Here is a 19,792-nt window from a genome sequence, read left to right as displayed (position 1 = left end):
GACTAAAGCTGTCCCAGCCAGTCCAGCAGCAGGCGGTTCACCTCTTCAGGACGCTCCTGTTGCGTCCAGTGTCCACAGCCTTCAAGCAACTCGGCCCCGCGAAGATCGCCGAGGCTCTGTTTCATGGCGGCAACCATGTCACCCGGAAACATCTTCAGGACGAGGTCTCGGGTTCCCCCAATGAAAAGCGATGGCTGGCCAATGACGGCTGGAGACGAATGCGCTTTCAGATAGGCATGATCGCGATGCCAGTTGCGATAGCGGTTCAGCGGCCCCCGAAACCCGGACTGGCGGAATTGGGCGGCGTAATAAGCGACGTCTTCCTCATTCAGCCACGGCAGAGGCATGTCCGGCTCCGGCAAGCGGTGGAGCAATGTATCGCCATGCTTCTTGTCGAACGGCCATGTACCATCTGGCGCATCGCCTGAAATGGCATAGTAGAATTTCCGGATCGTCTCAGCCGGATCGGCTTCGAGCTCGGCCTCGGGCGGTCCCTGATCCTGAAAATAGATTTGATAGAAGAACAGGCCGCGATCCGTGAACAAGGCGCGCGCCGCGTCGATGAAGACCACATCACCGGGCGGCAGATAAGGCACAGACAGGCCGGCCACCGCGCGGAAGCGATCCGCGTGGAGCCGCGCCGTGTTCCAGGCAATCGGGGCGCCCCAATCATGGCCGACAACAACCGCCTGTTCATCAGGGGACAAGGCCGCCGCGAGACCAGCAATGTCTCCGGTCAGGCTTTCCATATCGTAGGCTTCAACGTCATGGGGCCGGTCGGAGCCTCCATAGCCGCGCACATCAGGTGCCGCGACCCGATAGCCTGCCCTGGAGAGCGCCTCGATCTGGTGACGCCAAGAATACCAGCTCTCCGGAAATCCGTGAACGAGAATGACAAGCGGACCGTCCCCCGCCAGAGCCACGCGCAGGCGGACGCCATTGGTCTCGATCATTCTCAGTTCGGGAGACATTGCTTTGCCTAGTCCTTGTCGCCGATCCATTTGAATTTCGGCTCATCCCACCACGGGTAAAAGTTCGGCATTCCGTCGGAGACTTTCACCGGATAGACCGGCTTGCGCTTTTCGAGGAAGCTCATGACGCCTTCCTTGGCGTCCTGGGTCTTGCCGCGGGAATAGATTGCGGCCGAGTCCACAATGTGGGCCTCCATCGGATGGCTGGCACCGAGCATGCGCCACATCATCTGCCGTGTCAGGGTTGTGGAGACGGCTGCGGTATTGTCGGCGATTTCCCGGGCCATGGCGCGGGCCACATCCATCAGCTCCGCCTGCGGATGAACCGAGCGAACAAGGCCGCCCTCCATTGCCTCCTGCGCCGGGAAGACCCGGCCGGAATAGCACCACTCAAGCGCCTGTGAGATGCCCACGAGCCGCGGCAGGAACCAGCTGGAAGCCGCTTCCGGATTGATACCCCGGCGATTGAACACGAAGCCGAACCGGGCATTGTCCGATGCGATGCGGATATCCATAGGCAGCTGCATAGTCACGCCGATACCGACGGCTGCGCCATTGATCGCGCCGATCACCGGTTTGAGGCTGTCAAAAATCCGCAGTGTTACGCGGCCACCGCCATCGCGTTGGATATCCACGTCATCCGTCCGGCCCGCCTCGCCGTCCTCGGCGCGCTTGTCATAGTCGAAGGTCTTGGCGCCTTCGGACAGGTCAGCTCCGGCGCAGAACGCCCGGTCGCCCGAGCCGGTCACGATGACCACACGCACACTGTCGTCGGCATCGGTAATGTCGAACGCCTCGATCATTTCGTACATCATCTTGCCGGTGAAGGCATTCATCTTGGCCGGGCGATTCAGCGTCAGCGTCGCAACGCCCTCTTCGATATCGAGGATGATCTGTTCAAATTCTTTCGGCTGCGCCACGGCTTGCCTCCCTTGTGCTGATTTTTCGAGCCCAAGCTGCCTGTGCCTCAGCATTCGTCAAGACTTACCCAGCGGCATTCACCCCATCGCTTGACCTTGCCGCGGGCTGCGCTCGATAAACTCAGCCCTCACAGCCAAAGGATCTCCACGATGAAACTGACAGCCCTGCTAGCCGGCGCGTCCATGGCGCTGCTTTCCCTGCCTGCCGCAGCCGAGACCCTCTATCTCACCGCAGGCAAGTTCGTGGATCCCGTAACGGCGGAAACGGTGAACCGGCCAGCCTTCGTGATTGAAGATGGTGTCATCACGGCGCGCGGAACCGCGAACAGGCTGCGCAAGCCGGCGGAGGCGACCTTCATTGATCTTGGCGACGCGACGCTTGTGCCCGGTTTCATCGACATGCACACCCATCTCACCTCCGACCCGGAAGACCCCGCATATTATTCGTTGAGTTTCTCGGATGAGCGGCAGGTCCTCACCGGGGTCAAGAATGCCCGCAAGACATTGCTGGCCGGCTTCACCACGGTCCGGAATGTCGGGGCGTCCAGCTATGGCGACGTCGCATTGCGTGATGCAATCAATGAGGGGGATATTTCGGGGCCGCGCATGTTTGTGTCCGGGCCGCCGGTCGGCATTCTGGGCGGGCACTGCTCCGACACCAATCTGCTTCCGTCGGAATATGAATTGACCGGCGAAAATGTTGCCACCGGCCCCTGGGAAATGCGGGAAAAGGTTCGCCGGAACATCAAATACGGCGTCGACCTGATCAAGACCTGCTCCACGGGCGGCGTGTTTTCGAAGGGCACCAGCCTCGGCGCAGCACAGGGCACGCTGGAAGAGCTGACGGCCATTGCCGAAGAAGCCCACGCGCGGGGGATCAAGGTCGCCTCCCATGCGCATGGCACGATTGGCATCAAGAACGCGATCCTCGCGGGCATCGACACAATCGAACATGCCAGCATCCTCGACGAGGACACGATCAATCTCGCCAAGGAGCACGGCACCTATCTGTCGATGGACATTTACAACACCGAATACACTCTGGCCGAGGGCGAGAAGAATGGCGTGCTGGAGGAATCCCTGGCGAAAGAACGTGCCATTTCAAAGATCCAGCGTGACAGTTTCACTGCGGCCGTGAAGGCAGGCGTGAAAGTCGTTTTCGGGTCCGATTCGGGCGTTTACCCGCATGGAGACAATGGCCACCAATTCTCCCGCATGGTCACGCTCGGCATGACACCGATGCAGGCCCTTCAGGCTGCAACCAGTCTGGCCGCGGAGGCGCTGGACAAGACGGGCGCCCTCGGATGCGGGGATGTCGGGTGCCGCGCTGATTTCGTCGCCGTGGACACCAATCCTCTCGCTGACATATCCGCCTTCGAGGCCGTCGACTTCGTGATGAAGGATGGCACGGTCTACAAGCGTGACGGCAAGCCGGCGGCAGGTACGTACTGACGCAGCCCCCTTTCCCGCTGCGGCCTGATTCGTCTAAACATGATCCAGATCACGATTCCCTGAATGCCGCTCGGCTGCACGGTCGGGAGAGACAGAAACCTTCAAGGACAACACCTGCCACTCATGGAATTCAATCCGCTGCCCGCCGTCACGATATTCGCCGCCCCGATCTTTATTCTATCGGTTGCGCTGGAATGGTGGGCGGTCAAATCAGGCCGGGCGCGGGGCAAATATGACACAAAGGACGCCTTTGCCTCGCTGGCAATGGGACTCGGCAATGTCGTCATCAATACGCTGACCGGGGCGATCGCCATCTGGATGATGCTGGTGGCCTGGCCATTTCGCGTGTTCACCCTGCCTTTCACTCTCTGGTCGGCGGTGATCGGCTTCGTCCTGTATGATTTCATCTATTACTGGAAGCACCGTTTCGCGCACCGCGCCCGCTGGTGGTGGATGGAGCACGTCACCCATCACTCATCGACCAATTACAATCTCACGACCGCTTTGCGCCAACCCTGGTTCGGACCGTTCACCGGGCTGATCTGGATTGGCCTTCCCATGGTTGTCATCGGCTTCCATCCCTATGTCATATTCTTCGTGGGCGGACTGAACCTGCTCTATCAGTTCTGGATCCATACCGAAGCCATTGACCGGATGCCCCGCTGGTTCGAAGCGGTCTTCAATACGCCGAGCCATCACCGGGTCCATCACGCCACCAATGCCCGGTATCTCGATACGAATTTCGCGGGCGTATTCATCACCTGGGACAAGATGTTCGGGACATTCGTTCCGGAACTGGAGGACGAAAAACCGATCTATGGCATCGTGAAGCCGCTCGGAACCCATAACCCGGTGGTCATTGCGTTCCACGAATTCTACGCGCTGATGAAGGATTGTGCCTCGGACGGGCTGCGTCCCCATCGCTGGATAGGTCGCCTAATCAGCGAACCCGGCTGGTGCCCAGAAGGCAAACACAACCGCTCGACCGAACTCAAATACGCCTATCTGCAGGAAAATCCGGAGAAACGCGGCACGCCGGGATTTCCGGAATAAACTCGGCTGACGCGACGTTGCCCGTGGACGAATGCGAATGCCCAGCTAAAAACTTTCCCTGAACATCGAACGCGCTCACCAGAAGCCGCGCCGATCCCCAGGAGGAAGACATGCATCCCTGCCATCACGCGAAGACCCACCCCGACAAGGCCGCCTATATCATGGCCGCGTCCGGCGAGACCGTCACCTTCAAGCAGTTGGATGAGCGGTCCAACCAGATCGCCCACGCATTTCGCGATGCCGGGCTGAAACCGGGCGACACAATCGCGCTTTTCGCCGAAAACTCGCCGCGGTATTTCGAAGTCTGCTGGGCTGCCCAGCGATCGGGGCTTTACTTCGTTTGCGTCTCTTCGCGCCTCACCGCGCCCGAGGTGAAATACATTCTGGAAGATTCCGGCAGCTCGCTCCTGATCGCCAGCGCCGGCAAGAGTGATATCGCAAAGCAGGTCAAACAGGTCACCTCGCTTGATCATTATTGGTCCATTGATGGCGATATCGACGGTTTCCAGCGACTGGAAACGCATCAGTCCGGCTTCCCGGTCACCCCCATTCCGGATGAAATGGCCGGAACGGACATGCTCTATTCCTCCGGCACGACGGGCCGGCCAAAAGGCATCCGCCCTGCCCTGGAACCGAACACCCCAATTGATGGGGACAATGTCCTGATCCAGATCACTCAGGCAATGGCGGGCGCGGGAGCGGGCAATATCTATTTGTCGCCGGCGCCGCTCTATCATGCCGCCCCTCTGCGCTGGTGCATGACGTTCACCCGGCTGGGCGCAACCCTGGTCATCATGGAGAAATTCGATCCAGAGGCCTTCCTCGACTGTGTGCAGACTCACAAGGCAACCCATACCCAGATGGTGCCGACCATGTTCGTGAAGCTCCTGAAGCTTCCGGAAGAGGTCCGCAAATCCTATGATGTCTCCAGCCTGGAATTCGTTATCCACGCCGCTGCGCCATGCCCGGTCCCCGTCAAGGAACAGATGATCGACTGGTGGGGCGCCATCATTGACGAATATTATGCGGGATCCGAGGGCAATGGCATGACATGGGCCAGAAGCGCTGACTGGCTTACCCACAAGGGCACGGTCGGCAAGGCGATCTGGGGCGAACTCCATATCTGCAACGAGGACGGCGACGAAGTGCCTGTCGGCCAGGAAGGCCAAGTCTATTTCGGCGGCACGACCCCGCCGAACTACCATAATGACCCCGAGAAGAATGCCTCTGCGCTCAATCCAAAACATCCTGACTGGTCCTCGCTCGGGGATGTCGGGAAAGTGGACGAGGACGGCTTCCTCTATCTAACAGACCGCAAGGCCTTCATGATCATTTCAGGCGGGGTGAATATCTATCCGCAGGAAGCCGAAAACGTGCTGATTACGCACCCGAAAGTCGCGGATGTTGCCGTGATCGGTGTGCCCGACGAGGAATTCGGCGAGTCGGTCAAAGCCATTATCCAGCCCATGCCGGGCATCGCGCCCTCTGACGAGCTGGCCGCCGAGCTTCTGGAATTCTGTCGGGGTGAACTCTCGAAGATCAAATGCCCGAAAAGCCTTGATTTCGATCTGGAGCTGCCACGCCATCCGACCGGAAAGCTGTACAAGAGGCTGATACGTGATCGGTATTGGGGCAAGAAGGATAGCCGCATCGTCTAGAGGGGCCAAAAAGCGCAGGTCCCACTGTCCCTCATTTTTCTTCCGGGTTAAGGAAGATCATGAGCGTCATCCCAAACCAGCGCCATTTGTTCGATATCCCGGACGATGTCGCCTATTTCAACACCGCAACGATGGGGCCGATGACGAAAGCCTCGGTCGAGGCCGGAAAGATCGGACTCGCCCGGAAGCTGCAGCCCTGGTTCATTCAGGACACAGACTTTTTTGCGGATACCGCGCGCCTCCGCCCCCTACTGGCCCAACTGATCCATGGGGACACCGAGGGCATCGCCTTTGTGCCGTCTGTAAGTTACGCGCTGGCCACCGCAGCCGCGAACATCAGATTGACGAAAGGTCAGGAAATTCTTGTCCTGGGAGATCAGTTTCCCTCGAATGTTTACGTCTGGCGTGCCTTGGCGGAGTCGATCGGCGCTGAGTTGAAAACCATCACCAGCACAGGCAATTCGACTCTGTCCGAGTGTCTCCTCAACGCGATTGGGCCCAATACCGGACTTGTGGCTTGCGCGCATATTCGCTGGACCGATGGCGCACTGATCGATGTTGCCGGTCGGTAAAAAATGCCGGGAAGTTGGGGCTGCGCTCGTATTGGACCTGACCCAGAGCTGCGGCGCTCTCGATTTCAATGCGGAAGAGGTTCAACCCGATTTCGTGGCAGTCGCCGGATACAAATGGCTGCTCGGCCCCTATGCGACCGGCTTCCTCTATGTCGGCCCCGAACACCGGGCGGGCGTCCCCTTGGAGCGGAACTGGATCACCCGGAAAGGCGCCTCTAATTTCGCAAGACTGATTGACTACACCGACGAATACGAGCCCGGCGCAGAACGATTTGACATGGGGGAACGCTCGAATTTCGCGCTCCTTCCCGCCTTCGAAAGCGCCGTACGCACCCTTCTTGGCTGGGGAGTCGACAATGTGGAGCGCACGCTCCGGATCCGCAATGCGGACCTGTCTGAAAGGCTCAATTCGGTTGGCCTGTTCTGCCCTCCGGAGTCCGAGCGCGGCCCCCATTATCTCTGCCCCAGACTGCCGGAGTCGGCGCCAGACGACCTTACGGCGCGGTTGAAGGCAGAGGGCATTTTCATATCTCGCCGAGGTGACCGATTGCGGATCACCCCGCACCTCTTCACGGATGACAAGGACACTGACCGGCTTGTCGAGCGACTCGCACATTTCCTCCAAGTCTAAGCGCCTCACCCGCTGCCTGCCTTGGCACAATCCGCACTTGCCGTTCGGTCAAGCTTGCCGAGACCGCTATCCCAAGCCAAAACAGGGCAGCATTCAAACAGGAGGAATACATGGCGGACCCGCGCACAATTTCATATGACGAGCTCGAATCCCTGGCCGGCCAGGAAGTCGGCGTGTCCGACTGGCACACAATCGATCAGGATCGCGTCAACATGTTTGCCGAAGCCACGGGCGATCATCAGTGGATCCACGTGGACGTCGAGCGCGCCACGAAAGAACTCGGCAGCCCGATCGCGCACGGTTTCCTGACCCTGTCGCTGCTGCCTATGCTGGGCTCTGAAGTCCTGCGCGTCTCGGGCACGACCCGTGGCATCAATTACGGCTCCGACAAGGTCCGCTTCACGAACATGGTTCCGGTCGGCTCCAAGGTTCGCCTGCGCCAGAAATGCCTGTCGGTTGAGCCGAAGGCTGGCGGCAAGCAGATGAAGATGGAAGCCACGGTGGAGATTGAAGGCCAGGAGCGCCCGGCGCTCGTCGCAGAATCCATCACGGTTCTGTACGGCTAGGCCACCTGAAATCTACCCAAATTACGAAGGGACCGTCTCAGGGCGGTCCCTTTTTCTTTTGGGGCACCAACGTCGATTGCACCGCCGATCATGGCGCGATCCGCCGAACCGCCTATATGATGGGAGAACACTATCGTGGAGCTCCTCATGACGAAGACCAAGATCGAGCGGTCGGACCGCGAATGGCGCGAAATGCTGACCGAAGACGAGTATCGCGTTGGCATCAAGGACGGCACCGAGCGTGCCTTCACGCCCGGCAATCATAATGACGAGAAGCGCGACGGACTCTTCCATTGCAAGGGCTGTGACACCCCGCTCTGGTCGTCGGAGCACAAATTCGAGTCAGGGACAGGCTGGCCAAGCTTCTGGCAGCCCGCCAGCGAGGGCGTTGTCGCCACCAAGACCGATTTCAAGATGCTCCTGCCGCGCACCGAATGCCATTGTGCCATTTGCGGCATGCACCAGGGACATGTCTTCAAGGACGGCCCCCCGCCCACCGGGGAGCGTTGGTGCATCAATGGCATCGTTTTGAACTTCAAACCCACCCACTAAACCTAGACACAATCAGGCGTACCTGATCCTATCCGGCCAAACTCATAGCGTCGGAGTCCCAGATATGCGCCTTCCCCTCCTCCTGATCAGCGCCGCCACACTGGCGCTCACCCCCGGATGCACAATGACTGAAACACCCTCCCCAGATGTGGCACAGGCTGAACCCGCGCCCCAGGAATCCCCCGCCCTCAAAACGCTTACACCGCCGGTCGCGCCGCGTATCGATCATGAAATCACGCAGGTCGGCCGCACCCGCAATGATCCGTATCACTGGATGAAGGACGAGAAGTGGCAGGAAGTGATGCGGGACCCCAGCGTCCTGCGTCAGGATATTCGCGACTATCTCGAAGCGGAGAACGCTTTCACCAAGGCCGCGCTGGAAACGCCCACGACAGAGCTGCGGGATGAACTCTTCAAGGAGATGCGCGGCCGTATCAAGGAAGACGACAGCACTGTTCCGGAGATCGACGGTCCCTATGCCTATTATACGCGCTACCGGGAAGGCGGCGAGTATCCGATCATTGCCCGCAAACCGGCTGACAAGGCCTTCGACCCGGACGCAGAAGAGACCATTCTTCTGGATGGGGACGCTCTCGGCAAGGGTGAGGACTATTTCTCCTTTGGGGGCATCGACACCTCACCGGACCACAGCCTGATTGCCTATGCGACTGATACGCAAGGCAGCGAGTTCTACACGATCCGCCTCAAGAACACCGAGACAGGCGAAGACCAGGGCGTCCAGATCGACAGCGCCTATGGCCCGTTCGAATGGAGCACCGACGGCACGCGCATCTACTGGATTCACCGCGACGAGAATGCGCGTCCGGACTCGGTCTGGCAGCGTGACCTGAAGACCGGTGAAGATACGCTGCTCTACAAGGAAAACGATCCCGGCGTATTCCTGAGCATCAGCAAGAGCGCCAGCGAAGACATCATCTTCATCAGCGCTTCCAGCCACACAACATCCGAAGTCTACTGGTTCCCGGCAGCTGAGGCCGACCCGACGCCGCGCATCATCGCGCCGCGCCAGACCGACAATGAATACAATGTCGTCCACTGGGACGGCCAATTCTACATCTACACCAATCTCGACGGCGCCGTTGATTTCAAGCTGATGCGCGCGCCGATGGAGTCGACCAGCCGGGGTGCCTGGGAAGAAGTCATCCCGCACCGGCCCGGTACGCTCATTCTGGGGGTGCAGGCCCAGAAGGATTATCTCGCCATCATGGAGCGGGAAAACAGCCTGCCGCAAATCGTCGTCCGCGCCCGCAAGGATGGCTCCAGCCACAAGATCAATTTCGAGGAAGCCGCCTACTCGCTCGGCCTCGATAGCGGCTATGATTTCGACACGCCGATCCTGCGCTTCGAATACTCGTCTCCGACCACACCTGATCAGGTGTTCGATTATGATCTGAACACGCATGACCGTATTCTCCGCAAGACGCAGGAAGTCCCGTCCGGACATAATCCTGAGGACTATGTCGCCGAACGATTGATGGCCCCATCCTGGGATGGGGTAGACGTGCCAATCACCTTGCTGCGTCACAAATCGACCCCGGTCGACGGATCAGCGCCGATGCTGCTCTACGGCTATGGCTCTTACGGCATCACCTATCCGGCTGACTTCCGGACCAGCCGGCTCAGCCTAGTGGACCGCGGCGTGATCTACGCTATCGTGCATCCCCGCGGCAGCATGTCCAAGGGCTACCAATGGTATCTCGATGGCAAGCTTGAGAAGAAGCCGAACACATTCAAGGATTTCATCGCTGCGGGGCATTACCTCGTCGACCAGAACTATACGTCTGAAGGCAACATCGTGGCCTATGGCGGATCTGCTGGCGGTCTCCTGATGGGCGCAGTCGCCAATATGGACCCTGAATTGTTTGGGGGCATCATCGCCGCTGTCCCGTTCGTGGATGTCGTCAACACCATGTCGGATGAAAGCCTGCCGCTGACCCCACCGGAATGGCCGGAATGGGGCAATCCGCTCGTCTCGGCCGAGGATTACGACACGATCATGGCCTACAGCCCGTATGACAATGTCGCCGACCGGCCGTATCCGCCGATGCTCATCACCGGCGGCCTGTCCGATCCGCGTGTGACCTATTGGGAGCCGACCAAATGGGCTGCGCGCCTGCGCCACGACGCCCCGAATGGCGGTCCCTACTTCCTGCGCATCGAGATGGAAGGTGGCCATGGCGGCGCGTCAGGCCGGTTTGAGGGCCTGAAGGATGTCGCGCTAGATTTCGCCTTCGCGCTGGCTGCAATGGGCAAGGTCGAAGGCGTCGATCTGAAGGACGAGTAGAGCCTGATCCGCTGATACATCCTTGAATTTAATGCACTGGCGGCAAGCTGACGGCCCCGTGGCGGGGTCGTGACGCCTGTCTGGCGTGGAGGAACGCCGCCAGTTGCAGTCTTTTGGGTTCATCTGATAACGAACGCACCCAGGAGAAAACATGTCCTTCAAAGCAGATGCCGCCAAGATCAAGCGCTGGCGCGAAGAGCGCCACTGGTCGCAGGAACACGTCGCCGACCTCGCCGGGATCGGCCTTCGCACCATCCAGCGTATCGAAAACGGCGAACCAGCCTCCCAAGAGTCCCTCAAGGCGCTGGCGGCGGCATATAATGTCGATGTCATCGCCCTGTCGCTTGATCAGGAGGCTGAAGCCACAAGGATGGTTGAACTCCAGAATGAAAAGGTCCGGGCAGGAATCCGCCTCTCCTTCTGGATCCACCTCTCAGGCTATGTGATCGGGGTCTTTGTCTTCCTCGGCATCAGCATAGGCATCGGCGGCGATACGTTCGTGATGAAGTGGCCATTGATCTGGTGGACGGTGGGTCTGGTCTCACATGCCGCGACAGTTGTCATTGTCCACGTCGCCACGCGGTACACCGAACAATTCAAGACCGTGGGGTAAGCTGTCCCGGACCGCAGGCACGAGGCGATACGGCACTGTTTGGAAATGGTCGGAGCGATAGGATTCGAACCTACGACCCCTCGCCCCCCAGGCGAGTGCGCTACCGGGCTGCGCCACGCTCCGACTCCGGCGGCTTGTACCCAAGCCACCCTGTTTCCGCAATGTCTTATGTGGGTTCAGGCTGCGCGAGTTTGGCGAACCGCATCCAGCCGCGCCTTCAGGTCTTTCAACCCGACCAGCGTGTCCTCAAGGCGCTCCCGGGAGTCCCCGGAGGTCTCGCTGGAAACATCGGCCTTGAAGGCGTCAGCCACCGTCTTCTGAAGCTCACGCGCCGGGCTGGTGCCCAGCGTAGCCGCCCCGGACAACACGGCCGGAACGCCCTGCTCCGCCAGCAGCGCCTTGGCACCCTTCAGCGTGAGACCCTTTTCATGCACCAGGATCTGGATGGCGCGGAGCGCGTCGAGATCTTGTGGCCGAAACATTCGGCGGCCATCGGCGCGCTTGATCGGGCGGACATCCTTGGTGAATTTGGTTTCCCAATATCGGATCACATGCGTTTCGAGCCCAAGCTCTCCAGCCGCCTCTCCAATGGAGCGGAATGCTTGAGCTGATTTGGTGATACGGGCCCGGCTTGCCGACATGGGGAATCCTTCCTGATTATTTGTGATCCACCAATGATTTCAACATTGGTGAAGGGCGGAAGGTGACAACGCGGCGTGCGGCGATCACGGCTTCCTGCCCGGTTTTCGGATTGCGGCCTTCCCGGGGTGCTTTTGATCGCACCACGAAATTGCCAAAGCGGGAGAGCTTCACCTCGTCCTCTGTCTCCAGGGCCGAGCCGATCAGTTCCAGTGTTCTGTCCAGCAAGTCTGACGATTCCTGGCGTGTCACACCCACTTCGCGGACGATGGCGTCCGTGACTTCTGCCCTGGTGACGGTCTGGTTGCTCATGGGATTCTCCCGCTCTGGTTAATGATTAGACGCGTTTCGTTAACGGATCCCTAGCGAAGCCGTTGCGTGAGTTCTTTGATAATGCTGATTTTTGCCAAACAGGCTAGAGGCGGAAAAGGCTTGCGCCCCAGGAAAATCCGCCGCCCATCGCCTCTGAGAGAATCAGGTCGCCCGGTTTGGCCCGGCCCGTCCGCACGGCATGGTTCAACGCAAGCGGAATGGACGCTGCAGATGTGTTGGCATGCTGATCCACCGTGATGATCACTTTATCATCGTCGATCTTCATCCGCTTCGCGACCGCATCGAGGATGCGCTTGTTTGCCTGATGGGGAACAAACCAGTCGATCTGCTCAGAGGTCAGCCCGGTTTCATCGAGCACGGCCTGGATGGCTGATGAAATGTTCGCAACCGCATGACGGAACACCCGATTGCCTTCCATGCGGACATGGCCAATCGTGCCGGTGGAGCTGACCCCGCCATCGACATAGAGCAGGTCGGATTTCGTGCCGTCCGTCCGGATGTGATGCGTGATGATTCCGGCATCGTCCGCACCGGTCCATTCCTCGGCCTGAATGACGACGGCGCCGCCACCATCCCCGAACAGGACACAGGTGCCGCGGTCCGACCAGTCGAGGATACGGGTGAAGGTTTCCGCGCCGATCACCAGCGCCGTGTTGAACAGGCCCTGCTTCAACATCGAGTCGGCTGTGGCCAGGGCAAACAGAAATCCCGAACACACCGCCTGGACGTCAAAGGCGGCGCCCTTGTCGATTCCGAGCTTTGCCTGAACGGCGGTCGCCGTCGCCGGAAACGTCTGGTCAGGTGTGGTTGTAGCGAGAACGATCAGGTCGACATCGCTGGCCTGCAGGCCAGCCGCCTCAAGCGCCTGCTTGGCCGCTGCCGTCGCAATGTCCGACGTCAGTTCGCCATCGGCTGCAATATGCCGCCGGCGAATGCCCGTGCGCTCCACGATCCAGTCATCGGTCGTATCGACCATTTTGGACAGATCATCATTGGTCAGAACCTTCTCAGGAAGATAGCTGCCGGTTCCACGGATAAAACTGCGCCGCGCCATGTCTTGCCTATCAATAGGACGGCCTATTCGGCCGCCATACCCTTCTGTCTGATTTTCTCGAGATTGGCTGCAACCTCATCCCTGAAGTGACTTGCGGCGAGGTCGGCGGCCAGTTTGCAGGCCTGGGCAAAGCCCCGACTGTCAGTGCCGCCATGGCTCTTCACCGAAATGCCGCCAAGCCCCAACAGCACGCCGCCGTTTACGTTGCTCGGATTCATCTGTTCCCGCAATTGCTTGAGCCCGCCCATGGCGAGCAAGGCACCGATCTTGGACAGGATGCCGCCGGTCAGGGCTTCGCGTACGCGCATGCCAAGCATTCGGGCCACGCCTTCGCCTGTCTTGAGCGCCACGTTTCCGGTGAACCCGTCCGTCACGATGACATCGACCGTCCCGGACGAAATATCGTCGCCTTCGATGAAGCCGTGATAGGCGAGATCGAGCCCGGAATTGCGCAGCCACTCATGCGCCTCGCGAATTTCGTCATGGCCCTTCATCTCTTCCGAGCCGATATTGAGAATGCCGATAGTCGGCTTCTCAATGCCCAGAATCGCGCGCGCATAGGCTTCGCCCATGATGGCAAAGGTCACCAATTGCGCGGCGTCGGCTTCGAGATTGGCCCCGACATCCAGCACAACACTGCGACCGCGGAGCGTCGGCCAGGCCGCCGTCATCGCCGGGCGGTGGACCCCGTCCATCTTGCGCAGGACCAGCATCGAAATCGCCATCAGCGCGCCGGTATTGCCCGCAGAAACAGAGGCATGCGCGGCGCCGTCTTTCACATCATGAATCGCGTTCCACATCGAAGACCCCTTGCCGCGCCGGAGGGCCTGGCTGGGCTTCATGTCGCTGGTCACATAGAGATCGGTGTGGACAATCTCGATCCGGTCGGACGATTTAGACAGCAGAGGTTTCAGCTGGGCTTCGTCGCCATGCAGCCGCACGGACGCATCAGGACGCGCAGCAAGGAACAGCTCCGCTCCCGCGACCGTTACTTCCGGGGCTGCGTCGCCCCCCATTGCGTCAATTGCGAGAATTAGGCCTTGGGCCATCAGGCTTTCGTGCTCCACGAGTTCCTTCGGAATACTTTCCGGTGTTTACGGTGCGCCTCGAACCTTGGCAACGCCGTGGATGTGAAGGATGGCTAATCTGCGCCGGGAAGCGTCCAGGCCAGTTTGCCGACAAGCACGTCGTCATCCTCCACCGCTTCGAAACGCCCTGCATTGTGTAGTAAATAGGCGGCCAGCAGGGAGTCCTTGTCATCCTGGCTTACGGCATTCCGCTTCACGCAGTCTGTGACAGCCCCAATCCGGTCAGATTGGGGCGTATTCAGCGCCTCTGTCAGGGCCTTTCCCAGCCCATAATGGATTTCCGCCAGCTTGCGGACTTTACGGGCTATCGACGAATCACCGACGCCCAGTTCCCGATAGGCCGCATCGAATCCATCCAGCACCAGCCCGTTCAGCCGTTCGGCGATCTTGCGCGCCAACGGCGTATCAATCCGCTTCAATCGCCACATGACCAGGGTTGCATTCGCGGTAATCATGGCTGCACGGCCTTCGAAAGTGTCCCGCGCAGCGCCCTGTTCGTACAGGGGCGCGTTCAGGGCAGCCGTCGCCAGATCGGCATACAGCGCGCGCGCCGAGGTCCGGGCCTGGGCGCCCTGCCTGTCCCAGAGTTTGCGAAACCCGACCACACCTGCACTCCTCCGCTTGCCAAGACCGGCCACCAACAGCTAGGTCTTTCAGGACGAAATAACAGGAGTAGTCCTATGTCGCGATGCGCGATACTGGCACTGTCACTACTGGCTCTGCCTCTTACAGCTTGCCTGACGCCGTCGCGCGACTATCACGGCTATGTGGCAGACGAAGCCCAGCCGCGCGAAATGAAGCCCGGCGAGGACACTCGCTCCAGCGTGCTGGCCCAGCTCGGCTCGCCTTCGACCACAAGCATCTTCGACGAGAATACCTGGATTTACATGTCCGAGCTTCAGGAGCGGGTTGCTTATCTGAACCCGAAGGTGAAGTCGCGCAGCGTCGTCGCGATCCGGTTCGGCGAGGACGACAAGGTCGAGGAAGTCGTCGAATATGACGAAACAGCCGGCCAGATCGTCAATTACGCCTCACGCGAAACTCCGACCCGCGGACGCGAACTTGGCTTCTGGGAGCAGATCTTCGGCACCATTGGCGCCGTTCAGCTGCCACGCACAGATGAAGCCACGCCGGACAATCCGACGGGCCGCCGTTAGGCCGCTTCAAATATCGTCAATGAACAGGGACGATGGCCACATCACAGGCCATCTGATCCCGCATGGGATGAATTATCGAAAAGTAACTCGCCTGACGGCTGATTTCGGGGTAGTGTTAACTTATTCCGACCGAAGCGGTGAAAGGTGACGCGTCAGACGTTCCAGTCCATCGGGCGGAAAAGGTGTGCAGTTGCGTGGAATTCCGGTTCCTTGCGTACAACCTTGAAGCAGGAGGATGGTGATGGTCTGGAGACTCCCTCTCTTAGGAAAGACACTGAAATCTCTGGAATTATCCAGCGAACGAACGCGGACGCATATCTTGTCGGCCCAAGACGCCCAGAAGCGCTATGAAATGGTGAAAGATCTGGCGAGAAAACGGCTGGATCAGGCAGAGATGTTCTCGCTCGACGCCGACATTCCCCAGCACTTCAGCTGACAGAATAGCGGCTAGTCTTCGGTGTTTTGCCGTTGAGCTTCCTCGGCACGAAGCTGTTCCAGGAGTTTCAACATGGAGTCCGGGCAAGGCTCGGCGAGAATTGACGCGTAGGCTTCACGCAGCGCTTCCCCCAGTTTTACTCCCCGTCTCATGCGAGCAAGGTCGGACTCTTTCAGATGTCTGGCGACCGCTTTCATGCTGCCCCTCCCAATGCGCTTTCTTAGAACATAGTCACCCGTCCTGGCTATGTTCACGCGAGGACCAGATTATGTGAGAAGCTTTAACACCCTCTTACCATTCGCCTTTTGAGCGAATCTGTCCCATGGAATTTCTATTATTAGCATCATTTGGTTAAGGGCGCCATGCAGGGCGTATACCTTTGGCGCGCTCTTAACGCCCCGTTGACCAAGGCGCGATCCCTGCCCCAACGGAGTGTCTGGACAAGCCCGGCGAGGCTCGTGACTATGGCGGCATGATATACGGACCGACTTCCCAAACCTACATTTCGCAACGCCTCCGGCTACACTATGTCGACTGGGGCAATGAGACAGCTCCGCCCCTGATCCTGCTGCATGGCGGCCGGGACCATTGCCGCAGCTGGGATTGGGTGGCGCAGGAACTCCGGAAGGATTGGCATGTCATTGCCCCGGACCTCCGGGGGCATGGCGACAGTGCCTGGTCAACCGATGGCGAGTATTCCGCGCGCGCCTGCGTCTATGATTTTGCGCAATTGATCCACCAGAAGAAACTCGCCCCGGTAACGATCGTCGCCCATTCCTATGGCGGGAATATCGCTCTCCGCTATGCCGGCATCTATCCGGACAATGTCCGTAAGCTGGTGGCGATCGAGGGCCTCGGCCCGTCGCCTACCATGCTGAAGGAACGGTTTGGCCGTCCGATTGGCGATCGGATGCGCGAATGGATCGATTCCAAGCGCAGCATGGCTGGTCGGGTGCCCAAACGGTATGAGACTCTCGAAGATGCGTATACGCGCATGAAGGAAGAAAACAGCTATCTCAGCGATGAACAGGCACGCCATTTGACTGTTCATGGCATCAGCCAGAATGAGGACGGCACCTGGTCCTGGAAGTTCGACAATTATTTCCGGACCTTCCCGCCCTATGACATGGCGCAGGAAGACCTGGAGCATTTGTGGGGCGAAATCACCTGCCCCACCCTGCTGCTTTATGGCGAGAAAAGCTGGGCCTCGAACCCGGCAGAGGATGGCCGCATCGACAAGTTCAACACTGCGAGCGTCAAACTCTATCAGGATGCCGGCCACTGGCTCCATCATGACAAGTTCGACCAGTTCATCGGAGATCTGAACGATTTTCTCTGACCGCCTGCCGCGAGGACAGTGCTGGCGTCGCAACCGGCTGGCCTTAAGCTTCTCGCAAAAGATACGGAGGGAATGTCATGAATGATCCATTGCTGAATTTCGACGGCAAGGTCGCGCTGGTCACCGGCGGCAGCCGGGGGCTGGGATACCAGATGGCGAAAGCGCTCGCTGAGCGCGGCGCGGATATCATCGTGGCCAGCCGAAAGGTCGAAGCGTGCGAGAAAGTGGCCGAGGAAGTTCGCGGACTTGGGAGGCGCGCCTTGGCGATCGGTGCGCATTGCGGGAAATGGGACGAGATCGACCGGCTGATCGAGACGGCCTATGCCGAATTCGGGCGCGTGGATATCCTGATCAACAATGCCGGAATGGGGCCGCGCATGGCGAGCCACGAAGTCCCGGAAAGCCTGTATGACAGTGTGCTCAATCTCAATCTCAAAGGCCCCTATCGTCTGGCCAGCGTGATCGGGCAAAGGATGAAAGCGCAAGGCTCTGGCAGCATCCTCAACATCTCCTCGGTCGCCGCGCTCCAGCCGCTCGCCCAAGTGGTTCCCTACAGCGCAGCAAAAGCGGGCCTGAACGCGATGACCATCGGCATGGCGAAGGAATATGCGCCGGAGGTGCGCGTAAACTGTATCTGCGCCGGACCTTTCCTGACCGACATTGCAGAGGCCTGGACCGAGGAAGCCCGCCAGACCGCAGACAATGCGCTTCACCGGCCCGGACGGCCGGAGGAAATCGTGTCGGCAGCGCTTTACCTGCTCAGCGACGCGGCCAGCTTCTCGACCGGCTCCGTGATTACCGTGGATGGCGGAAGCTAGTCGACGCCCAGACCGAGCTCAGACAGCACAAGCTCTGTATGCTCACCAATTCGCGGTGCCGGCGTGATCTCGCGCTGAGGCGCGCCGCGGAAAGTGACCGGCGGCTGGGTTTCCCAATAGAAACCTTCTGTCGGATGTTCACGGCGCTGGAAGAAGCCCGTTGCGACGAGGTGGGGATCTGATTGCAGGTCCGGGAAATCATTGACGCGGGCGGCGGGAATGTCGGCCATGCCGAGCGCATCGAGCCAGTATTCGGTCGTCTGCTTGTCAAAATATTCCTGCACCCGCCCCATCATGTAATCCTGATTGAAGAAACGCCCTTTCCGGTCCGCTATCCGTTCATCCTGCAATTCTTCCGGCGCGCCCATGACATCGAACAGCTTGATCCAGCGCGCATCGACATAGGGCGCAATTACGATCCATCCATTGGATGTTTTCAAGGGCTGGCGGGACGGGTCGACCTGGCGCTGGTACAGGAAGGGTCCGACCGGCGGATCAAACTCGGCCTCGTAGAAATGTTCTTCCAGCAGGAAGTGCGTGACGCATTCGAACATCGGGACTTCGACATGTACCGCCTCGCCCGTCCGGTCGCGATGATGCAGGGCCGCCAGCGTGGCGTACATGGCGTGCATGCCGGAAACCTTGTCGGCAAAGGCCGTGGGGATGAATCGCGGACGCTCATTGCCGTCGACCTTGGGAAGCAACATCGTGGCACCCGACAGCCCCTGGATCAGATCATCATAGGCTGGCCGGCCCGCATAGGGCCCGTCGGAGCCGAAGCCGAGGCAATGGACATAGACGATGTCCGGTTTGATCGCCTTCACCTCTTCAAAAGTGAGCCCGAGGCGCGCCACGGCGTCGGGGCGGATATTGTGAATGAAGACGTCGCTCTGGCCGATCAGTTCGCGAATGGCCGCCCTGCCCGCATCGGATTTGAGATCCCAGACCACAGAGCGCTTACCGCGATTGATGGTCAAATGGCACGGGCCCATGCTGCGATTGTTGGCTGGCTTTCCGACATTACGGAAATCATCCCCGCCTTTCGGTTCAACCTTCACAACGTCGGCGCCCATGTCGGCCAGGGTCTGCGTGCAATATGGGCCAAAAATGACCGTGGTCATGTCTGCAATCTTGATGTCCGAGAGAAGGTTGGTGCCTGGCATTATGCGCATCCTCCGAATTTGGTCTTCCTGCTGGCTGGCGGGCCGCAGGTGCTTGCAGGCCAATTAGACGGGGTGTCGTTACGACAGACAAGCGTCATCAGCTCAGGTTTGGGGGAAACGGCGATCCAAATGAAAGCGCAGCAATAGTGACACCCGACCGCTCACCCTGTCGATTGGGGTGAACAATGTCTTCGTCGAAGTCCTGTTCACGGAAGCCAAGAGTGGCCGCGTTTTTGACACGGACGATGGCGGAGCAGATGTTATCGTCGTCCGCTCGTTCAATGGAATGTCGGCGACAGCAACGCTCAGATATCGCTTCTGAGGGCCTCCCACCTATAAAAGACGCAGGGGATGTTTTCACCATTTGAAGGGACGATAGACCAAATATCCATGTAGGAATGAACGGTATTTTTCTGCATTCGCCTCTTGATTGATGTTAGCTACGCAACGCTGTATGTCGGACAAAATTCTT

General features: G+C 59.4%; 21 protein-coding genes and 1 tRNA gene. 12 read left to right on the top strand and 10 right to left on the bottom strand.

Features of this window, described 5'->3' with window-relative positions:
• Window positions 1-2: 2 nt before the first annotated feature.
• Both V7660_RS12010 and V7660_RS12005 read right to left on the bottom strand, forming a co-directional pair.
• Entirely contained in the window at window positions 3-971 is a 969-nt protein-coding gene (locus V7660_RS12010; protein WP_335603287.1) for an alpha/beta fold hydrolase, read from the bottom strand.
• A gap of 8 nt (window positions 972-979) precedes the next feature.
• Window positions 980-1,891: a crotonase/enoyl-CoA hydratase family protein gene (locus tag V7660_RS12005; RefSeq protein WP_335603286.1), complete on the bottom strand. Its 912-nt coding sequence runs from the start codon at window positions 1,889-1,891 to the stop codon at window positions 980-982.
• A gap of 150 nt (window positions 1,892-2,041) precedes the next feature.
• On the opposite strand from V7660_RS12005, the gene V7660_RS12000 reads away from it, so the two are divergent.
• From V7660_RS12000 to V7660_RS11960, 9 genes are all read left to right on the top strand, one after another.
• Complete coding sequence (locus V7660_RS12000; RefSeq protein WP_335603285.1) at window positions 2,042-3,343, top strand: Xaa-Pro dipeptidase; 1,302 nt, start codon at window positions 2,042-2,044, stop codon at window positions 3,341-3,343.
• Window positions 3,344-3,466: 123 nt separating this feature from the next.
• Window positions 3,467-4,396, top strand: a complete 930-nt coding sequence (locus V7660_RS11995) for a sterol desaturase family protein (protein WP_335603284.1) — start codon at window positions 3,467-3,469, stop codon at window positions 4,394-4,396.
• A 110-nt stretch (window positions 4,397-4,506) separates the two neighbouring features.
• Window positions 4,507-6,054 carry an acyl-CoA synthetase gene (locus V7660_RS11990; protein WP_335603283.1) on the top strand — a complete coding sequence of 516 codons (1,548 nt, stop codon included), beginning with the start codon at window positions 4,507-4,509 and terminating at the stop codon, window positions 6,052-6,054.
• Window positions 6,055-6,113: 59 nt separating this feature from the next.
• Window positions 6,114-6,626, top strand: coding sequence for an aminotransferase class V-fold PLP-dependent enzyme (locus tag V7660_RS11985; protein WP_335603282.1), 513 nt, complete (start codon window positions 6,114-6,116; stop codon window positions 6,624-6,626).
• Between the two features lie 31 nt (window positions 6,627-6,657).
• Complete coding sequence (locus V7660_RS11980; protein ID WP_335603281.1) at window positions 6,658-7,257, top strand: aminotransferase class V-fold PLP-dependent enzyme; 600 nt, start codon at window positions 6,658-6,660, stop codon at window positions 7,255-7,257.
• A gap of 110 nt (window positions 7,258-7,367) precedes the next feature.
• Entirely contained in the window at window positions 7,368-7,823 is a 456-nt protein-coding gene (locus tag V7660_RS11975) for a MaoC family dehydratase (RefSeq protein WP_335603280.1), read from the top strand.
• Window positions 7,824-7,970: 147 nt separating this feature from the next.
• Window positions 7,971-8,375 carry a peptide-methionine (R)-S-oxide reductase MsrB gene (msrB, locus tag V7660_RS11970; RefSeq protein ID WP_335603279.1) on the top strand — a complete coding sequence of 135 codons (405 nt, stop codon included), beginning with the start codon at window positions 7,971-7,973 and terminating at the stop codon, window positions 8,373-8,375.
• A gap of 64 nt (window positions 8,376-8,439) precedes the next feature.
• Window positions 8,440-10,680, top strand: a complete 2,241-nt coding sequence (locus V7660_RS11965; RefSeq protein ID WP_335603278.1) for a S9 family peptidase — start codon at window positions 8,440-8,442, stop codon at window positions 10,678-10,680.
• A 151-nt stretch (window positions 10,681-10,831) separates the two neighbouring features.
• Complete coding sequence (locus V7660_RS11960) at window positions 10,832-11,293, top strand: helix-turn-helix domain-containing protein (protein WP_335603277.1); 462 nt, start codon at window positions 10,832-10,834, stop codon at window positions 11,291-11,293.
• 46 nt (window positions 11,294-11,339) lie between these two features.
• On the opposite strand, the gene V7660_RS11955 is transcribed toward V7660_RS11960, so the two are convergent.
• From V7660_RS11955 to V7660_RS11930, 6 genes are all read right to left on the bottom strand, one after another.
• A tRNA-Pro gene (locus V7660_RS11955) sits at window positions 11,340-11,416 on the bottom strand.
• A gap of 53 nt (window positions 11,417-11,469) precedes the next feature.
• Window positions 11,470-11,934: a MerR family transcriptional regulator gene (locus tag V7660_RS11950; RefSeq protein WP_335603276.1), complete on the bottom strand. Its 465-nt coding sequence runs from the start codon at window positions 11,932-11,934 to the stop codon at window positions 11,470-11,472.
• Window positions 11,935-11,950: 16 nt separating this feature from the next.
• A complete protein-coding gene (locus V7660_RS11945; protein ID WP_335603275.1) occupies window positions 11,951-12,244 on the bottom strand; it encodes an integration host factor subunit alpha in 294 nt (97 codons plus the stop codon).
• Window positions 12,245-12,347: 103 nt separating this feature from the next.
• Entirely contained in the window at window positions 12,348-13,319 is a 972-nt protein-coding gene (locus tag V7660_RS11940; RefSeq protein WP_335603274.1) for a beta-ketoacyl-ACP synthase III, read from the bottom strand.
• A 23-nt stretch (window positions 13,320-13,342) separates the two neighbouring features.
• A complete protein-coding gene (gene plsX / locus V7660_RS11935; protein WP_335603273.1) occupies window positions 13,343-14,368 on the bottom strand; it encodes a phosphate acyltransferase PlsX in 1,026 nt (341 codons plus the stop codon).
• A gap of 92 nt (window positions 14,369-14,460) precedes the next feature.
• Window positions 14,461-15,012: a ubiquinol-cytochrome C chaperone family protein gene (locus tag V7660_RS11930; protein WP_335603272.1), complete on the bottom strand. Its 552-nt coding sequence runs from the start codon at window positions 15,010-15,012 to the stop codon at window positions 14,461-14,463.
• Between the two features lie 75 nt (window positions 15,013-15,087).
• On the opposite strand from V7660_RS11930, the gene V7660_RS11925 reads away from it, so the two are divergent.
• The gene (locus tag V7660_RS11925) at window positions 15,088-15,564 is read left to right on the top strand and encodes an outer membrane protein assembly factor BamE (protein ID WP_335603271.1); all 477 of its coding nucleotides are present in this window, start codon (window positions 15,088-15,090) and stop codon (window positions 15,562-15,564) included.
• Window positions 15,565-16,011: 447 nt separating this feature from the next.
• Here V7660_RS11925 and V7660_RS11920 read toward each other — a convergent pair whose 3' ends face one another.
• Entirely contained in the window at window positions 16,012-16,197 is a 186-nt protein-coding gene (locus V7660_RS11920; RefSeq protein ID WP_335603270.1) for a NepR family anti-sigma factor, read from the bottom strand.
• A 275-nt stretch (window positions 16,198-16,472) separates the two neighbouring features.
• Between V7660_RS11920 and V7660_RS11915 the strand changes: the two genes are divergently transcribed.
• Both V7660_RS11915 and V7660_RS11910 read left to right on the top strand, forming a co-directional pair.
• The gene (locus tag V7660_RS11915; RefSeq protein ID WP_335603269.1) at window positions 16,473-17,339 is read left to right on the top strand and encodes an alpha/beta fold hydrolase; all 867 of its coding nucleotides are present in this window, start codon (window positions 16,473-16,475) and stop codon (window positions 17,337-17,339) included.
• A gap of 77 nt (window positions 17,340-17,416) precedes the next feature.
• Window positions 17,417-18,157: an SDR family NAD(P)-dependent oxidoreductase gene (locus V7660_RS11910; RefSeq protein WP_335603268.1), complete on the top strand. Its 741-nt coding sequence runs from the start codon at window positions 17,417-17,419 to the stop codon at window positions 18,155-18,157.
• Here the strand turns inward: V7660_RS11910 and V7660_RS11905 are convergent.
• Complete coding sequence (locus V7660_RS11905; protein WP_335603267.1) at window positions 18,154-19,320, bottom strand: CaiB/BaiF CoA transferase family protein; 1,167 nt, start codon at window positions 19,318-19,320, stop codon at window positions 18,154-18,156. The two genes, V7660_RS11910 and V7660_RS11905, sit on opposite strands and share 4 nt — an antisense overlap.
• Window positions 19,321-19,792: the final 472 nt, after the last annotated feature.

The organism is Hyphomonas sp., assembly GCF_036964145.1.
Classification (GTDB): Bacteria; Pseudomonadota; Alphaproteobacteria; order Caulobacterales; family Hyphomonadaceae; genus Hyphomonas.
The sequence above is the reverse complement of the archived record's forward strand: the minus strand, read 5'-3'. Positions and strand labels throughout refer to the sequence as shown.